Source organism: Microbacterium sp. zg-Y625 (genome assembly GCF_030246925.1).
Lineage (GTDB): Bacteria > Actinomycetota > Actinomycetes > Actinomycetales > Microbacteriaceae > Microbacterium > Microbacterium jiangjiandongii.
The window spans coordinates 1,050,925-1,065,954 of sequence record NZ_CP126740.1 but is presented as its reverse complement, the minus strand read 5'-3'; the positions used below and the strand labels follow the sequence as shown (position 1 = coordinate 1,065,954).

16 protein-coding genes are annotated in these 15,030 nt (G+C 71.2%); all 16 read right to left on the bottom strand.

The features are described from left to right. Nucleotides 1-121 precede the first annotated feature (121 nt). On the bottom strand, nucleotides 122-1,645 hold the full coding sequence (gene der / locus QNO14_RS04745) for a ribosome biogenesis GTPase Der (protein WP_257495848.1): 1,524 nt from the start codon (nucleotides 1,643-1,645) through the stop codon (nucleotides 122-124). Next, nucleotides 1,635-2,351: a (d)CMP kinase gene (gene cmk / locus QNO14_RS04740; RefSeq protein ID WP_257505743.1), complete on the bottom strand. Its 717-nt coding sequence runs from the start codon at nucleotides 2,349-2,351 to the stop codon at nucleotides 1,635-1,637. The genes der and cmk overlap by 11 nt, the downstream gene beginning before the upstream one ends. Beyond that, nucleotides 2,344-3,456 carry a prephenate dehydrogenase gene (locus QNO14_RS04735; protein WP_257505742.1) on the bottom strand — a complete coding sequence of 371 codons (1,113 nt, stop codon included), beginning with the start codon at nucleotides 3,454-3,456 and terminating at the stop codon, nucleotides 2,344-2,346. Before QNO14_RS04735 ends, cmk begins: the two co-directional genes overlap by 8 nt. Continuing rightward, nucleotides 3,453-4,223 carry a pseudouridine synthase gene (locus QNO14_RS04730; protein WP_374113940.1) on the bottom strand — a complete coding sequence of 257 codons (771 nt, stop codon included), beginning with the start codon at nucleotides 4,221-4,223 and terminating at the stop codon, nucleotides 3,453-3,455. Before QNO14_RS04730 ends, QNO14_RS04735 begins: the two co-directional genes overlap by 4 nt. A gap of 41 nt (nucleotides 4,224-4,264) precedes the next feature. Then, nucleotides 4,265-4,909, bottom strand: coding sequence for an SMC-Scp complex subunit ScpB (scpB, locus tag QNO14_RS04725; protein WP_257505741.1), 645 nt, complete (start codon nucleotides 4,907-4,909; stop codon nucleotides 4,265-4,267). Then, nucleotides 4,899-5,753, bottom strand: coding sequence for a segregation and condensation protein A (locus tag QNO14_RS04720; protein WP_374113939.1), 855 nt, complete (start codon nucleotides 5,751-5,753; stop codon nucleotides 4,899-4,901). The genes scpB and QNO14_RS04720 overlap by 11 nt, the downstream gene beginning before the upstream one ends. Further along, a complete protein-coding gene (locus tag QNO14_RS04715; RefSeq protein ID WP_257495843.1) occupies nucleotides 5,737-6,618 on the bottom strand; it encodes a ParA family protein in 882 nt (293 codons plus the stop codon). The genes QNO14_RS04720 and QNO14_RS04715 overlap by 17 nt, the downstream gene beginning before the upstream one ends. 95 nt (nucleotides 6,619-6,713) lie before the next feature. Beyond that, complete coding sequence (locus QNO14_RS04710; protein WP_257495842.1) at nucleotides 6,714-7,253, bottom strand: septum formation family protein; 540 nt, start codon at nucleotides 7,251-7,253, stop codon at nucleotides 6,714-6,716. Nucleotides 7,254-7,330: 77 nt separating this feature from the next. Continuing rightward, a complete protein-coding gene (locus QNO14_RS04705) occupies nucleotides 7,331-7,930 on the bottom strand; it encodes a vitamin K epoxide reductase family protein (RefSeq protein ID WP_257505740.1) in 600 nt (199 codons plus the stop codon). A 228-nt stretch (nucleotides 7,931-8,158) separates the two neighbouring features. Further along, a complete protein-coding gene (gene xerD / locus QNO14_RS04700) occupies nucleotides 8,159-9,082 on the bottom strand; it encodes a site-specific tyrosine recombinase XerD (protein WP_257505739.1) in 924 nt (307 codons plus the stop codon). Nucleotide 9,083: 1 nt separating this feature from the next. Next, nucleotides 9,084-9,698 (bottom strand): NUDIX domain-containing protein, encoded by a 615-nt coding sequence (locus tag QNO14_RS04695; RefSeq protein WP_257505738.1) that lies wholly within the window; start codon nucleotides 9,696-9,698, stop codon nucleotides 9,084-9,086. Continuing rightward, entirely contained in the window at nucleotides 9,691-11,385 is a 1,695-nt protein-coding gene (pyrG, locus tag QNO14_RS04690; RefSeq protein WP_285184512.1) for a CTP synthase, read from the bottom strand. The genes QNO14_RS04695 and pyrG overlap by 8 nt, the downstream gene beginning before the upstream one ends. Before the next feature lie 6 nt (nucleotides 11,386-11,391). After that, entirely contained in the window at nucleotides 11,392-13,095 is a 1,704-nt protein-coding gene (gene recN, locus QNO14_RS04685; RefSeq protein ID WP_257505737.1) for a DNA repair protein RecN, read from the bottom strand. Between the two features lie 28 nt (nucleotides 13,096-13,123). Continuing rightward, entirely contained in the window at nucleotides 13,124-14,053 is a 930-nt protein-coding gene (locus QNO14_RS04680) for an NAD kinase (protein WP_257495834.1), read from the bottom strand. Continuing rightward, nucleotides 14,050-14,850, bottom strand: a complete 801-nt coding sequence (locus tag QNO14_RS04675) for a TlyA family RNA methyltransferase (protein ID WP_257495833.1) — start codon at nucleotides 14,848-14,850, stop codon at nucleotides 14,050-14,052. Before QNO14_RS04675 ends, QNO14_RS04680 begins: the two co-directional genes overlap by 4 nt. Then, on the bottom strand, nucleotides 14,847-15,029 hold the full coding sequence (locus QNO14_RS04670) for a hypothetical protein (protein ID WP_257505736.1): 183 nt from the start codon (nucleotides 15,027-15,029) through the stop codon (nucleotides 14,847-14,849). Before QNO14_RS04670 ends, QNO14_RS04675 begins: the two co-directional genes overlap by 4 nt. Between the last annotated feature and the right edge of the window lies 1 nt (nucleotide 15,030).

Genomic DNA, 15,030 nt, shown 5'->3' with positions numbered 1-15,030 from the left:
CCGCGGGCCGCGCCCGCGAGAAACCACAAACGGGATGAGACATCGCGCATTGCGTGGTGTCTCACCCCGAAAGTGGTTTCTCAGCGATGGCGGATGCCGGCACGCACCCGCGGCCGACGGGTCAGCGCTGGCGCTTCTCGCGCACCCGCATGTTGATGACGATCGGCGTGCCCTCGAAGCCGAACAGCTCGCGCAGGCGCCGCTGGATGAACCGGCGGTAGCCCGGGTCGAGGAACCCGGTCGTGAACAGCACGAATGTCGGCGGGCGGGTCGAGGCCTGCGTGCCGAACAGGATGCGGGGCTGCTTGCCGCCGCGCAGCGGGTGCGGGTGCTCCGCGACGAGCTCGGAGAGGAACGCGTTGAACTTGCCGGTGGGGATGCGCTGGTCCCATGAGTCCAGCGCCGTCTCGAGCGCGGGCACGAGCTTGTCGAGGTGGCGACCGGTCAGGGCGGAGATGTTGACGCGCGGAGCCCACGCCACGTGGGCGAGGTCCTGCTCGATCTCGCGCTCGAGGTAGCGGCGACGGTCGATGTTCTCCATGTCGTCATCGTTCAGGCGATCCCACTTGTTGAACGCCAGCACGAGCGCGCGCCCCGACTCGAGCACGAGGTCGATGATGCGCACGTCCTGCTCGCTCAGCGGCTGGCTGACGTCGAGCACGACGACGGCGACCTCCGCCTTCTCGAGCGCCGCCGAGGTGCGCAGCGACGCGTAGAAGTCGGCGCCCTGCTGCAGGTGCACCCGGCGACGGATGCCGGCGGTGTCGACCAGGCGCCAGAGCTTGCCGCCCAGCTCGACGACCTCGTCGACCGGGTCGCGGGTGGTTCCCGCGAGCTCGTTGACGACGACGCGCTCTTCGCCTGCGGCCTTGTTCAGCAGCGACGACTTTCCGACGTTGGGGCGACCGAGGATCGCCACGCGGCGGGGGCCGCCGATCTCCTGCTTGGCGACCGCCGAGACCTCCGGCAGCACCTTCATGACCGCGTCGAGAAGGTCAGCGACGCCGCGGCCGTGGATGGCCGAGACGGGGTACGGCTCCCCGAGTCCGAGAGCCCACAGGGCTGCGGCTTCCGGCTCATGGCGCTGGTCGTCGATCTTGTTGGCGACGAGGAACACCGGCTTGCCGCTCTTGCGCAGCAGCTTCACGACGTGCTCGTCGGTCGAGGTGGCGCCGACCATCGCGTCGACGACGAAGAGCACCACGTCGGCGAGGTCGATGGCGACCTCGGCCTGCGCGGCCACCGATCGGTCGATGCCGCGGGCGTCGGGCTCCCAGCCGCCGGTGTCCACCAGCGAGAACCGGCGGTCCATCCACTCGGCCTTGTAGGTGACGCGGTCGCGGGTCACGCCGGGGGTGTCCTCCACGACGGCCTCGCGGCGGCCGAGGATGCGGTTGACCAGCGCGGACTTGCCGACGTTGGGGCGACCGACGATCGCGACCACCGGCAGCGCCGGGGTGTACTCCACGCCGTCGTCGCCCTGCGCGGCACCGGCGAGCAGCCCGGCGTCTTCGTCGTCGAGCTCGTAGTCCGACAGCGAGGCGCGCAGGGTCGCCGCGCGCTGCTCGGCCAGGTGCTCGTCCATGTCGGCGAGCTTCTCGGCCAGGTTGTCCGGGCCGCCTTCGTACTCTTCTTCAGCGCTCATGGTGCGCTCCCGTCTCTGCGCGGACGACGTCGAGTACGGCGTCCACAGTCTGTTCGAAATTCAATGCGGTCGAATCGACCACCGTCACGCCGGGGGCGGCGGTGAGGAAGTCCACGACCTTGGCGTCGGCGGCGTCGCGACGATGCAGGGCGTCGGCGACGGCCGTGGCATCCTGCGTCGTGATCTCGGCGCTGCGGCGCGCGGCGCGCACCTCGGGTGCTGCGGTGAGGAGAATCCGCACCGGCGCGTCGGGGGTCACGACCGTCGTGATGTCCCGGCCCTCGACGATGACACCGTCCAGGCCCGACGTCGCCACGAGCGCCCGGAACATGGCGTTGACGGCCTCGCGTACCGCGGGCACCCGCGCGACGCCGCTCACAGCGTCCGACACGCGGGGCTCGCGGATGGCGTCGGTCACGTCGGTGGCGCCGACCCTCACCCAGTAGTCGTCGGGGTCGAGCGAGATGGCGAAGTCGAAGTCGCCGGCGACCTCGAGCACCGAAACGGCGTCGGAGGTGTCGACGCCGTGCGACAGCGCGTGCCAGGCCAGGGCGCGGTAGGCGGCGCCGGTGTCGAGGTAGCCGAACGACAGCCGCCGGGCGGCCTGCTTCGACACGCTGGACTTACCGCTGCCGGCCGGGCCGTCGATCGCGACGACGACGGGTCCGCCGACCGTCGCCGCAGTGCTCTGTGAGGTGTCAGTCATTGGTGCTCGCAATCTTCCAGCCCCGCGCCGTCAGGCCGTCGACGGTCCGTCGCACCGCGGCGGGGACGACGCTGACTTCCGCCAGGCCGAATTGTGCGCCGGGCGAATGCTCCAGGCGCAGGTCCTCGACGTTCACGTCGAGGACGCCGAGGTCGCCGAAGAGGCGCCCCAGCTGGCCGGGGCGGTCATCGACCATCACCACGACCTGTTCGAAACGGCGGTTCTGACCGTGCTTGCCGGGGAGGCGCTCGACTCCGTCGTTTCCGCGTCGGATGGTCTCGGCCACGTCGCGGCGGGCGCCGGGGACCTCGGGTTCGCGCAGCGCCGCCGACACGGCCGTGAGGTCGGCGGCCAGCGCGTCGAGGACGTCGACCACCGGGGCTGCGTTGGCGCCGAGGATCTGCACCCAGAGCTCCGGAGCGGATGCCGCAATGCGCGTGGTGTCCCGCACGCCCTGGCCGGCGAGGCGCAGCGAGCCCTCGGGCGCGTCGACGAAGCGGCCGGCCAAGAGGCTCGCCACCAGCTGCGGCACGTGGGAGGTGAGGGCGACCGCCCGGTCATGCTCCTCGGGGCTCATCTCGAGCGGCATGGCGCCGAGGTCGAGGGCAAGGCCCTCCACGAGAGCGAGGTCGCCGGGCCGGGTCTCGCCGTCGCGGCAGACGACCCACGGACGGCCGACGAAGATGTCGGCACGGGCGGCGATGGCGCCGCCCCGCTCGCGGCCGGCCAGCGGGTGGGAGCCGATGTAACGGGTGAGATCCACGCCGCGCTCACGCAGCCGTCGCAGCGGCTCGAGCTTGACGCTCGCGACGTCGGTGACGACGGCCTGGGGGTACGCAACAAGCTCCCGCTCGATGACGTCGGCCGTGACGTCCGGCGGCACCGCCACCACGACGAGCACGGGCGCGTCATCGGCGCGGGCGGCACGGCCGGCGCCGTAGTCGATGGCCAGGCGCAGCTGTGCCGGCGACGTGTCGTCGAGCACGACGTCGACGCCACGGGCACGCAGTGCGTGGCCGATGCTGGACCCCAGCAGCCCCGCGCCCACGATGCGGACGGGGCCCTGCACGCGCGCGGCGAGCGGCCCCGTCGTCGAATCGGTCACTGGCTCTCCTGGTCGCCCGGCGACGGCTCCTCCGTCGCGGCGCGCGCCAAAGTGAGCAGCGCGCCGCGTTCCACTGTAGTCAACTCGCGCGCACGGCCAGCCGGGAGTGTTCCCAGGTGCAGCGGCCCGAACTGGCGTCGGACGAGCTCCACGACGGGGTGGCCGACCTCGGCCATCATGCGCCGCACGATGCGGTTGCGACCGGAGTGCAGGGTGAGTTCGACCAGGCTCGTCTCGCCGGACGTGTCGAGCAGCCGCGCCTTGTCGGCGGCGATGGGGCCGTCCTCCAGCTCGATGCCCTTGGTCAGCCGGGCGATGGTCTGCGCCGTGACCCGGCCGGACACCTTGGCGATGTAGACCTTGGTCACTCCGAACGACGGGTGGGCGAGCACGTGGGCGAGGTCGCCGTCGTTGGTGAGCACCAGCAGCCCGGAGGTCTCGGCATCCAGGCGTCCGACGTTGTAGAGCCGCTCCGGCCAGTCCTTCGTGTACTGGCGCAGGTCGGGTCGACCGTTCTCGTCCTTCATCGTGCTCACGACGCCGGTGGGCTTGTTGAGCATGACGTAGCGCTTGGATTGGTCGAGCTGGATGACCGTGCCGTCCACGTCGATGAGGTCGCGCTCGGGGTCGACGCGGGACCCGAGCTCGGTGACGACCTGCCCGTTCACCCGCACGCGGCCTTCGACGATGAGATTCTCAGACACCCTCCTCGAGGCGACTCCCGCGTTCGCGAGCGCCTTCTGCAGCCGTACACCCTCGGTGTCCATCGTCTTGTCTCCATCTTGTCGTCGGGGGTTGGCGTGCTCGGTCATCGCAGGCCTTCCACATCGAACCCGTCGGCGCCGTCGTCCAGCAGCGGCGAGATGTGGGGCAGCTCGTCGAGCGAGTTGATGCCGAGGTTCACCAGCAGCGCGTCGGTCGTGCCGTAGTTGATCGCCCCGGTCTCGGGGTCGGTGAACAGCTCGGTGATGAGGCCGCGCGCGACGAGCGTGCGCACCACAGAGTCGACGTTGACCGCACGGATCGACGCCACTTGGCTGCGGGTGACGGGCTGCTTGTAGGCGATGACGGCCAGGGTCTCGAGCGCCGCCTGCGACAGCCGCGACGGGGCCTGTGCGTTCACGAACTCCGAGACGAGCGCGTCATGCTCGGCGCGCACGTAGAAGCGCCAGCCACCGCCCACCTCGCGCAGCTCGAATCCGCGACGGGGGCCCGCGGCCTCGCCGTCGTAGTCGGCGACGAGGGCCTCGATCGCCTGGCGCACGGCCGGGACGGGCGCGCCGACGGCGGCAGCGAGGCTCACGAGCGACTGCGGCTCGTCAACGACGAGCAGGATCGCCTCAAGACGCTCCGCGACGGATGCCACGTCCTGCGGCCGCTGCACGGGCTCTTCGCCGTCATCGGTCGCGGACACCGCCACGGGCTCGGTGCGCAGCGTGGGGTCATCGGTCATAATCGGCTCCCAGAGAGGCGAGGCTGTCGTCCGACCACCGTTCGGCGGTCCAGCGGAGGGTCAGTTCCCCCAGCGGTTCGAGCTGCTCGAACGACAGGGCGGCATGGCGGTAGAGCTCGAGCACGGCGAGGAACCGCGCGACGACGACGCCGGTCTGATCCACGCCGGCGACGAGGTCGCGGAAGTTGAGGGTGCCGGCGCCGCGGAGCAGCGTGACGACGATCGCCGCCTGCTCACGGATCGACACCAGCGGCGCGTGCAGGTGGTCGAGTCCGACGTGCGGGATCTCCTTGGGGGCCATGGCGACGACGGCCAGTGCGGCGAAGTCGTCGGGCGAGAGGGTCCACACCAGTTCCGGCACGGCGCGACGGTACTTCTCCTCGAGCGGCACCGATCGGGTGTGCCGCCGATCCTCGGCCTGCAGGTGCTGGGCGAACCACGCCGAGACCTCTTTGAACGCGCGGTACTGCAGCAGACGCGCGAAGAGCAGGTCGCGCGCCTCGAGGAGCGCGACCGACTCGGCATCCACCAGCTCGCCCTGCGGCAGCAGGCCGGCCACCTTCATGTCCAGGAGCGTCACGGCGACGACGAGGAACTCGGATGCCTCGTCGAGCTGCTCCGCGGTCTGCATCGATCGCAGGTAGGCGATGAACTCGTCGGTCACCCGGCTGAGGGCGACCTCGGTGATGTCGAGCTCGTGCTGCGAGATGAGCGACAGCAGCAGGTCGAACGGGCCGTCGAACACGTCGAGGGACACGCGGAATCCGGGGGTGGCCGTCTCGGCCTCGGCGTTCGTCGATGGCTCGACGACGGCGGACGTGTCGTCGTCAGGCGACGGCGCCACGGGCGACCAGCTCCCGCGCCAGCCGCAGGTATGCCTGGGCGGCCGGGTGCTCCGGCGCGAAATCGATGATCGGCACGCCCGACACCGAGGCGTCGGGGAACTTCACCGTGCGGCCGATGACGGTCTCGAGCACGTCGTCGCCGAACGCGTCGACCACTCGCTCCAGCACCTCGCGCGAGTGCAGGGTGCGCGGGTCGTACATGGTGGCCAGCACGCCGTCGAGCTCGATCGTGGGGTTGAGGCGGTCGCGCACCTTGTCGATCGTCTCGATGAGCAGCGCGACGCCGCGGAGCGCGAAGAACTCGCACTCGAGCGGGATGAGCACGCCGTGGCTGGCGGTGAGCGCGTTGACCGTCAGCAGGCCGAGCGACGGCTGGCAGTCGACCAGGATGACGTCGTACTCCCCGGCGACCTTGCGCAGCACGCGGGCGAGGATCGTCTCACGGGCGACCTCGTTGACCAGGTGCACCTCGGCCGCCGACAGGTCGATGTTGGCGGGGAGGATGTCCAGGCCCTCGACGGCGGTGGGCACGATCACCTCGTGCGGGTCGCGCTTGCTGTCCAGCAGCAGGTCGTAGATGGTGGGGATCTCGTGCGTCGCGATGCCGAGACCCGCCGAGAGGGCACCCTGCGGGTCGAAGTCCACCGCGAGCACCCGGCGGCCGTACTCGGCCAGCGAGGCGGCGAGGTTGATGGTGGTCGTCGTCTTGCCGACGCCGCCCTTCTGGTTGCACAGCGAGATGATGCGTGCGGGACCGTGGCCGTTGAGCTTGGGTGGGGTCGGGAAGCCCTGATAGGGGCGGCCGGTGGGACCGATGGGTGTGTCCCCCGCCGCGGTCTTCGCCGCCTGTGCCTTACCCGCCACCGATGCTCCTGCCCTCTGGGATGCCTGCACCGATTCTAGCCGTCACGTGGGCGATCGCCGGAGGGCGCGCGGTGGCGACCCTCCGGCGATGGCGACTAGCGTGCCGCGCCGGCGAGCGTGCCGGTCACGGTCTCGACCGTGGGGTCGTACAGCATGCAGAGGATCTCGCGGTCCCCACCTGCCCAGGACTGCTCGCTGGGGTACATCGGCCAGTACTCCAGCGCCGACTCCTCCCAGGGCGTGCCCACGAAGGTGGCGAACTCGGCGATGCACGTCTCGTCGGCCTCGGCCGAGAGCGCGTCGGTGCCGGGGAACTCCGACGACGCGGAGTCGAACGCGTGGTAGACCTCGTCCTCGTGCGGCTCGTCGCAGGGGACGATGGGGACGCTCTCCAGCTCGGTCTCGCCGCTGAGCTCCGACGTGTTGAGGCAGTCACCCACGCGGATCGAGAACACGTCGACAGCGTCGGAGCTCTCGGTGACCTGGCCGCTTTCAGCATCGCGGACGGGCTCCGAACCGGTGTTGGGCAGCGACGCGGCGGAACACGCGGTCAGCGTGGTCATGCCGAGCACGACGAGGCCGGCGAAGGCGACCTGGGGACGAGCGAGCTTCATGGTGTGGTCTCTCTTTTTCATAGGTGATTCATTGCCTCTTCAGAGGTACGAGGACTCACCTTGCCAGCACACGGCGCGTCGGCGCCAATCGGGCGGGGTCAGAGACTGCCGAGTACGTCGAGCCGAAGCTGCGCGACGACGGCGATGAGGGCGTAGTTCACGACGGTGAGAAGCGGCGCCCAGCCCAGCAGCGCGGCGCCGAGGCGCGGCATCCGCCCCCACACGCCGTCTCGGAGCGCCCAGCCGAGCGTGAACCAGAAGAGCGGAATGGTCACGAGCCACACGACCATGCACCAGGGGCACAGGGAGCCGTACTCGAAGACACTGCGGTAGGCGAAGACGTGCACCAGCAGGAAGCCGCCGAGGACGAACACGGTGAACACGCGCCAGAACCACGCCCGCAGCCCGTCGGGGGCGGCGAGCGCACTGATGCCGGCGTAGATCGGTCCGAGGAAGAGCGTCATGCCGATGATCGAGTTGCTGAACCCGAGCAGGTTGCCGCCGGGCGAAAGCAGGTTGGGCCCGCACGTGACCAGCACGCTGATCTGGCACGAGAACAGCGGGTCCGCTCCTGTCAGCTGCCCGATGTACTCCTGGTACAGCAGGAACGACACCACCCACCCGGCCGCCGCGGCGACGATCCAGAACACGGCGAGCGCGCGCGGCGGACGGAGGGTGGTCGCGGCTGTGGTCGACATGCCCCTCAGTCTGGCGTCCCGCTCGCGCCACCCGCTGATCGGCCGGCCGTGCAAACCCCACCCACCACCGCCCCGCCGGCCCCACCACACGCTGAGACGAATACGGGCGGCCGAGACTGGGGGGATTACCCACTGTCTCGGCCGCCCGTATTCGTTTCACCGATCGGGGGGGGTGACGCGGTGCGGCGCGGGCCCACCGTGGCCGTGGCCGCGGGCGCGCGCCGCGGGTCAGCGGGCGCGGGGGTGGGACGTCACGTACACGTCGCGCAGCGCGTCGGGCGAGACGTAGGTGTAGATCTGGGTCGTTGTCACCGAGGCGTGGCCGAGCAGCTCCTGCACGACGCGCACGTCGGCTCCCCCCTGCAGCAGGTGCGTCGCGAACGAATGCCGCAGGGTGTGCGGCGAAACGTGCGCCGTCAGCCCGGCACGGTCGGCCGCCTGCCGGATGACCAGCCACGCACTCTGCCGCGACAGCGGGGCCCCGCGGACGCCGAGGAACAGCCGTGGTGTCGCACGCCCCCGTCGCGAGAGCTCCGGTCGCACCCGAGTGAGGTACGCGTCGACCGCGGTGCGCGCATAGGAGCCGATCGGAACGATGCGCTCCTTGTCGCCCTTTCCGCGCACGCGCAGCACGTCGCCGTGTGCCAGGTCGTCGACGTCGAGCTGGACGATCTCCGAGATCCGGGCACCCGTCGCGTACAGCAGCTCCAGCAGCGCGCGGTCGCGAAGCCCCGCGAGGTCGCCGGGCTGGGCATCGGATGCCGCGGGTCCCGATGCCTCGAGCAGCGCTTCCACCTGCGCGATGGTGAGAGCCTTCGGCAGACGACGCGCCGCCTTCGGGGGCCGAAGGCGCCCCGTGGGGTCGTCGTCGGAGAGTCCTTCCCGCACCAGATGGCGGTGGAAGGACCGCACCGCCGACTGCAGACGCGCCAGGCTCGACGCCGCCGGCGGCGGGTCGGCGGACGCGCGGTCGGCGATGAACCCCGACACCACGTCGGCCGTCACGGCATCGGTGTCGGCGATCCCCTGCTCCTCCAGCCACCGCGCATACCCGCCGAGGTCGCGACGGTATGCGGCGCTGGTGTGCTCCGACAGCCCGCGCTCTACGGCGACGTGACGGAGGTATCCGTCGATCGCGCGCTCGATGCGCATGTCAGTGCTCGGCGGCCCCGGATCGGCGCAGGCGCTCCGCGGCGGCGAACGCGCCGATCGCGAGGACGCCGTTGCGCAGCCGCCCCTCGAGGATGCCGGTGATCACGTCTTCCAGCGGCACCCAGGCGAGGCGGATGTCGCTCTCCTCCTCGCTGCGGGCGTGCGTCTCCGCCGCGGCGGAGAGCCCTCGCGCGAAGAAGACGTGCAGCACCTCGTCGTTGCCGCCGGGGCTGGAGTGGAACGTCACCAGTGGCTCCCAGTCCGCGGCGACGAGGTCCGCCTCCTCCGCGAGCTCCCGCCGGGCGGCGACGGCGGGAGGCTCGCCCTCGACGTCGAGCAGGCCGGCCGGGATCTCCCAGTCGCGGCTGCGGATCGGATGCCGGTACTGCTGGATCAGCAGCATCCGCCCCTCGCCGTCGAGCGCGACGACGGCTGCGGCGCCGGTGTGCGCGACGTAGTCACGCACGATCTCGCCCTCGCCGTAGCGCACGGTGTCGCTGCGGACGTCCCACACGCGTCCCCGGTAGACGCGCTCGCTGCGCACGACGTCGTACTCGACGGGCTCGTCGCGCAGTTCGGCGGGGTCGGCAACCCCCGCAGCGGCGGCGTCAGGCATTCTCGACGTCGAACAGCTCGCTGGCGCGGTGACGCTCGACAGCCGCGGCGACCAGGCCGCGGAAGAGCGGGTGCGGCTCGGTGGGCCGCGACCGCAGCTCCGGGTGCGCCTGGGTGGCGATGTAGTACGGGTGCACGTCGCGCGGCAGCTCGACGTACTCCACGAGTCCCAGGTCCGGGTTCACGCCGGAGAACACCAGACCGGCTTCGGCGATCTGGTCGCGGTAGCGGTTGTTGACCTCGTAGCGGTGGCGGTGACGCTCGTAGGCGACGTCGGATCCGTAGACCTCCGCGGCCACCGAGCCCTCGGTGAGCTTGGCCGGGTACAGGCCCAGGCGCATGGTGCCGCCCAGGTCGCCGCCGGCGAGGATGTCGACCTGCTCGGCCATCGTCGCGATCACCGGGAACTCGGTGTCGGGGTCGAACTCGCTCGAGGACGCACCCTCGAGCCCGGCGACGTTGCGCGCGTACTCGATGACCATGCACTGCAGGCCGAGGCAGATTCCGAGGGTGGGAAGGCCCTGCTCGCGGGCGAACCGCAGCGCGCCGAGCTTGCCCTCGATGCCGCGGATGCCGAAGCCACCGGGGATCACGATGCCGTCCACGCCGGAGAGCGCCTTCTCGGCGCCTTCGGGCGTCTCGCACAGGTCCGACGGGATCCAGGTGATCTTCACCTTCGTCTCCTGACCGAAGCCGCCGGCCTTGAGCGCCTCGGTCACCGACAGGTACGCGTCGGGCAGGTCGATGTACTTGCCGACCAGGCCGATGGTGACCTCGTGCTTGGGGTTGTGCACCGCCTGCAGCACGGTGTTCCAGCGGGTCCAGTCCACGTCCGCGGCCTTGGAAAGCCCGAGCGAACGCACGATGTAGTCGTCGAGCCCCTGCTCGTTGAGCATGGTGGGGATGTCGTAGATGCTCGGGACGTCGACCGCGTTGACGACGGCATCCTCATCGACGTCGCACATGAGCGCGATCTTGCGCTTGTTCGACTCGGTGACGGGCCGGTCGCTGCGCAGCACCAGCGCGTCGGGCTGGATGCCGATCGAGCGGAGCGCTGCGACGGAGTGCTGCGTGGGCTTGGTCTTCTGCTCGCCCGAGGCGCCCATGAACGGAACCAGCGACACGTGCACGAAGAACACGTTGCCGCGGCCGAGCTCGTGGCGGATCTGGCGGGCCGACTCGATGAACGGCTGCGACTCGATGTCGCCGACCGTGCCGCCGATCTCGGTGATGATGACGTCGGGCCGCGGCTCCTCGGTCGACTGCAGCCGCATGCGGCGCTTGATCTCGTCGGTGATGTGCGGGATGACCTGCACGGTGTCGCCGAGGTACTCGCCGCGGCGCTCCTTGGCGATCACCTGCGAGTAGATCTGCCCCGTCGTGACGTTCGCCGACTGGTTCAGTTCGATGTCGAGGAAGCGCTCGTAGTGGCCGATGTCGAGGTCGGTCTCTGCCCCGTCATCGGTGACGAACACCTCGCCGTGCTGGAACGGGTTCATCGTTCCAGGGTCGACGTTCAGGTACGGGTCCAGCTTCTGCATGACCACGCGCAGGCCGCGTGCGGTCAGCAGGTTGCCGAGGCTCGCAGCGGTCAGCCCCTTCCCCAACGAGGAAACGACACCGCCTGTCACGAAGATGTGCCTGGTGATGTCGTTCGAAAGTGGGGCCGCGCTAGAAGTTTCCGTCACGGGCTTTCATCCTATCAGTCCTGCGCCGCCGAGGCTGAGCAGTTCGCGTGCGTGGGTGAGCGCCGCCTCGGAATCGGCCATTCCCGACAGCAGTCGGGCCATCTCGGCTTCTCGGTCGGCGCCCTCCAATCGTCTCACGCTCGAGGCGGTGACCGACCCGTCGTTGGCCTTCACGACGGTGAGGTGGTTGCCGGCGAAGGCGGCGACCTGCGCCAGGTGGGTGACCACCACGACCTGAGACGATTCGGCCAGGCGCGCCAGGCGACGTCCCACCTCGATCGCGGCCGCTCCGCCGATGCCGGCATCCACCTCGTCGAAGACGAATGTGGGCACGGGGTCGGTGGCGGCGATGACCACCTCGAGCGCCAGCATGACGCGGCTGAGCTCGCCGCCCGAGGCGCCCTTGGCGACCGGCCGAGGCTCGGCTCCGGGGTGCGGGGCGAGGAGGATCGTCACGTCGTCGCGCCCGGCGGCGGAGGGCGACCCCGGCGCGACCTGCACCGCGAGGCGGGCGTCGGGCAGCGCGAGGGCGCGCAGCTCTGCGGTGACCGCCGCGCCGAGTCGCTCCGCGGCATCGGTGCGGGCGGCGGTCAGGGTGTCGGCGGCGGCGTCGAGCACGGATGCCGCGGCGTCGCGCTCCTGCGCGAGGCGCTCGACCCGGTCGCCGTCGTCGTCGAGTTCGGCCAGGCGGGCGGAGCCGGTGCGCAGCAGCTCGATCGCGGCATCCACCGAGCCGTGCACGCGAGACAGCGTCGCGAGCTCGGCCCGCCGCTCCTCGACCAGGGCGAGTTCCTGCGGGCCTGTCTCATCGAGGTCGGCGAGGTAACCGGACAGCGACTGGGCGAGGTCCACGGCGCGGTACCCGATGTCGGCCGCCTGCTCGGCAAGGGCGGCAAGCGACTCGTCGCGGTCGGCGGCGCGCTCCAGTGCCCGCCGCGCCTCAGCGGCCAGTGCCACGACGTCGGGCGCATCGTCGTCGGTCGACAGCGCCGCGTGGGCGGTCGCCGCCGCCACGCGCAGGTCCTCGGCGTGCGCGAGGCGCTCGGCCCGACGCGTCAGGTCCTCGTCCTCCCCCGGCTGGGGGTCGACCCGCTCGATGTCGGCCAGCAGCAGGCGCAGTTCCTCGGCTTCGCGGGCGCGGGCGTCGCGGTCGCCGGTGAGGGTCGTCAGCTCGGCGTCCAGCGCCCGCCAGGTGTCGTATGCCGCGCGGTAGTCCGCGAGGGCGGCGGCGACCGGCGCCCCGCCGAACCTGTCGAGGGCCTCGCGCTGCGCGACGGCAGAGCGCAGCCTCAGCTGGTCCGACTGGCCGTGGACGACGACGAGCTGGTCGGCGAGGTCCGCGAGCACACCCGCGGGCGCGGTGCGTCCGCCCACCGTCGCCCGGCTGCGACCCTCACTCGAGAGCGTCCGCCCCAGGTACAGCTCGGCGTCGCCCTCGCCGATGGGCTCGAGGTCTCCCCCCGCCTCCCGCACGCGTTCTGCGACGGTTCCGTCCTGCGGGACGATCCAGGTGCCCTCGACCGACGCCTGGGCGGCGCCCGAGCGCACGGCGCCGGAGTCGGCGCGCTGGCCGAGCAGCAGCCCCAGGCCCGTGACGACCATCGTCTTGCCCGCGCCGGTCTCGCCGGTGATCGCGGTGAACCCCGGTCCCATCGGCAGCGTCGCCTGGGCGATGACGCCGAGGTCGCGCAGGCGAATCTCCTCGATCATCGCGGCACCTCGCACGACACCGCGATGCTCACGGGGCCTCCGCATCGACGGGGCCGACGGGTCCCCGCCAGCCGGTCACGGGCAGCTGGAACTTGCGCACGAGCCGGTCGGTGAACGCCGCCGGATGCAGCCGCGCCAGGCGCACCGGGTCGGCGGAACGGCGCACGACCACGCGGGCGCCCGGCGGCAGATCGTGGGAGCGCCGCCCATCGCACCACAGCACGCCGAGGCCGTTGTTGCGCTCGAGCACCTCGATCGCAACCGCCGCCTCGGGGCTGACGACCAAGGGGCGGGCGAAGAGAGCGTGAGCAGACAGCGGAACGACCGTGATCGCCTCGACGGTCGGCCACACCACGGGTCCGCCGCCCGAGAAGTTGTACGCCGTCGATCCGGTGGGGGTCGACACCACTACGCCGTCGCAGCCGAACGACGACAGCGGGCGGCCGTCGATCTCCATGACGACCTCGAGCATCCGCTCCCGGCTCGCCTTCTCGACGGTGGCCTCGTTCAGCGCCCACGTCTCGTAGATCACCGTGTTGGCGGCATCCTTGATGCGCACCGACAGGGCCATGCGCTCCTCGACGACGTAATCGCGGTCGATCACGCGACGCACCGCGTCGTCCATGTCGTCGCGTTCGATCTCGGCCAGAAAGCCGACGTGGCCCATGTTCACGCCCAGCACGGGGGCGGTGCCCTCGCGGACGAGTTCGGCTGCCCGCAGGATCGTGCCGTCGCCGCCGAGCACGATGGCCAGCTCGATGTCGTCGACCGCGACGTCGCCGCCGAGCGTGGCGACGCCGGAGAGGTCGATGCCCTGCAGATCGGCGCGGTCCTCGGGCGTCGCGACCGGCTGGGCCCCGGCGGACTGCAGGGCGTGGAAGACGCGCTGCGCGGCGTCGGCGTTGTCGCCGCGGTGGGCGTTGACGACGACGAGGATGTGTCGCTGAGGCTGCGTCATTCGATCTCCGCCAGTCGGTTCACGGTGCCCAACCATTCTGTCGGATTGCCGTCCGCCCCCGGACGCAGATGCACGAGATACTCCGCGTTGCCGTGCGTACCGGCGATCGGCGAGGAGATGAGCCCGCAGGTGCCGAGCCCCGCGTCCCATGCCGCCCACAGCACGCCGGCGACGGCGTCGGCGCGGAGCCCCGCGTTCTTGACGAGCCCCTCCCGCACGCCGGTGCGCCCCACCTCGAACTGCGGCTTGATAAGCAGCACGATGTCGGCATCCGGGGTGCAGACGGCCGCGACGGCCGGCAGCACGTGCGAGAGCGAGATGAACGACAGGTCCCCGGTGACCACCGACGGCGCGTCGTCGACGCCGGATGCTGCCGCGAGGCTCTCGGGAGTCATGTGTCGAACGTTGAACCCCTCGACCGCGTGCACCCCCGGGTCGGCGGCGACGGGCGCGGCGAGCTGACCGTGGCCGACGTCGACGGCGAGCACAGGGTGCGCGCCTCGCTCGCGCAGCACCTGCGTGAATCCTCCGGTGGACGCCCCCATGTCCAGCGCCGTCCGGTGCTGCACGTCGACGCCGAACGCGTCGAGGGCGGCGATCAGCTTGTGCGCCGCGCGGCTGACGTAGTGATCGGATGCCGCGACGGTGATCGCAGCATCCTCTCCCACCCGTGCGGAGGCCTTCACGAGCGGGTGCCCGTCGACGCTCACGAGGCCTGCAGCGATCAGCTGCGCGGCGTGCGTTCGCGAGCGCGCGAGCCCGCGCGCGGCGACGGCCGCATCGAGGCGCTCCGTCATGCCGAGGCGCCTGCCGGGCCGGACTGCAGCCGGCGGGCCAGTTCGTCGTGCAGCGCCGCGTACCCCTGTGCCCGCTCCTCCAGCGGCTGCCCCTCGATCACCTCGAGCGCCGACAGCAGATCGTCACGCGGCTGCGCGGTTTCGGCTGCGGACGGCTCGGGCGCGGCATCCATCGACATG

Coding starts and splice junctions, on each gene's coding strand:
- QNO14_RS04705 (WP_257505740.1), bottom strand. CDS start 7,930: ATGTCGACCACAGCCGCGACCACCCTCCGTCCGCCGCGCGCGCTCGCC.
- QNO14_RS04675 (WP_257495833.1), bottom strand. CDS start 14,850: ATGACGGAGCGCCTCGATGCGGCCGTCGCCGCGCGCGGGCTCGCGCGC.
- der (WP_257495848.1), bottom strand. CDS start 1,645: ATGAGCGCTGAAGAAGAGTACGAAGGCGGCCCGGACAACCTGGCCGAG.
- recN (WP_257505737.1), bottom strand. CDS start 13,095: ATGATCGAGGAGATTCGCCTGCGCGACCTCGGCGTCATCGCCCAGGCG.
- QNO14_RS04670 (WP_257505736.1), bottom strand. CDS start 15,029: ATGTCGATGGATGCCGCGCCCGAGCCGTCCGCAGCCGAAACCGCGCAG.
- QNO14_RS04680 (WP_257495834.1), bottom strand. CDS start 14,053: ATGACGCAGCCTCAGCGACACATCCTCGTCGTCGTCAACGCCCACCGC.
- cmk (WP_257505743.1), bottom strand. CDS start 2,351: ATGACTGACACCTCACAGAGCACTGCGGCGACGGTCGGCGGACCCGTC.
- xerD (WP_257505739.1), bottom strand. CDS start 9,082: ATGCGCATCGAGCGCGCGATCGACGGATACCTCCGTCACGTCGCCGTA.
- QNO14_RS04695 (WP_257505738.1), bottom strand. CDS start 9,698: ATGCCTGACGCCGCCGCTGCGGGGGTTGCCGACCCCGCCGAACTGCGC.
- QNO14_RS04730 (WP_374113940.1), bottom strand. CDS start 4,223: ATGGACACCGAGGGTGTACGGCTGCAGAAGGCGCTCGCGAACGCGGGA.
- scpB (WP_257505741.1), bottom strand. CDS start 4,909: ATGACCGATGACCCCACGCTGCGCACCGAGCCCGTGGCGGTGTCCGCG.
- QNO14_RS04710 (WP_257495842.1), bottom strand. CDS start 7,253: ATGAAAAAGAGAGACCACACCATGAAGCTCGCTCGTCCCCAGGTCGCC.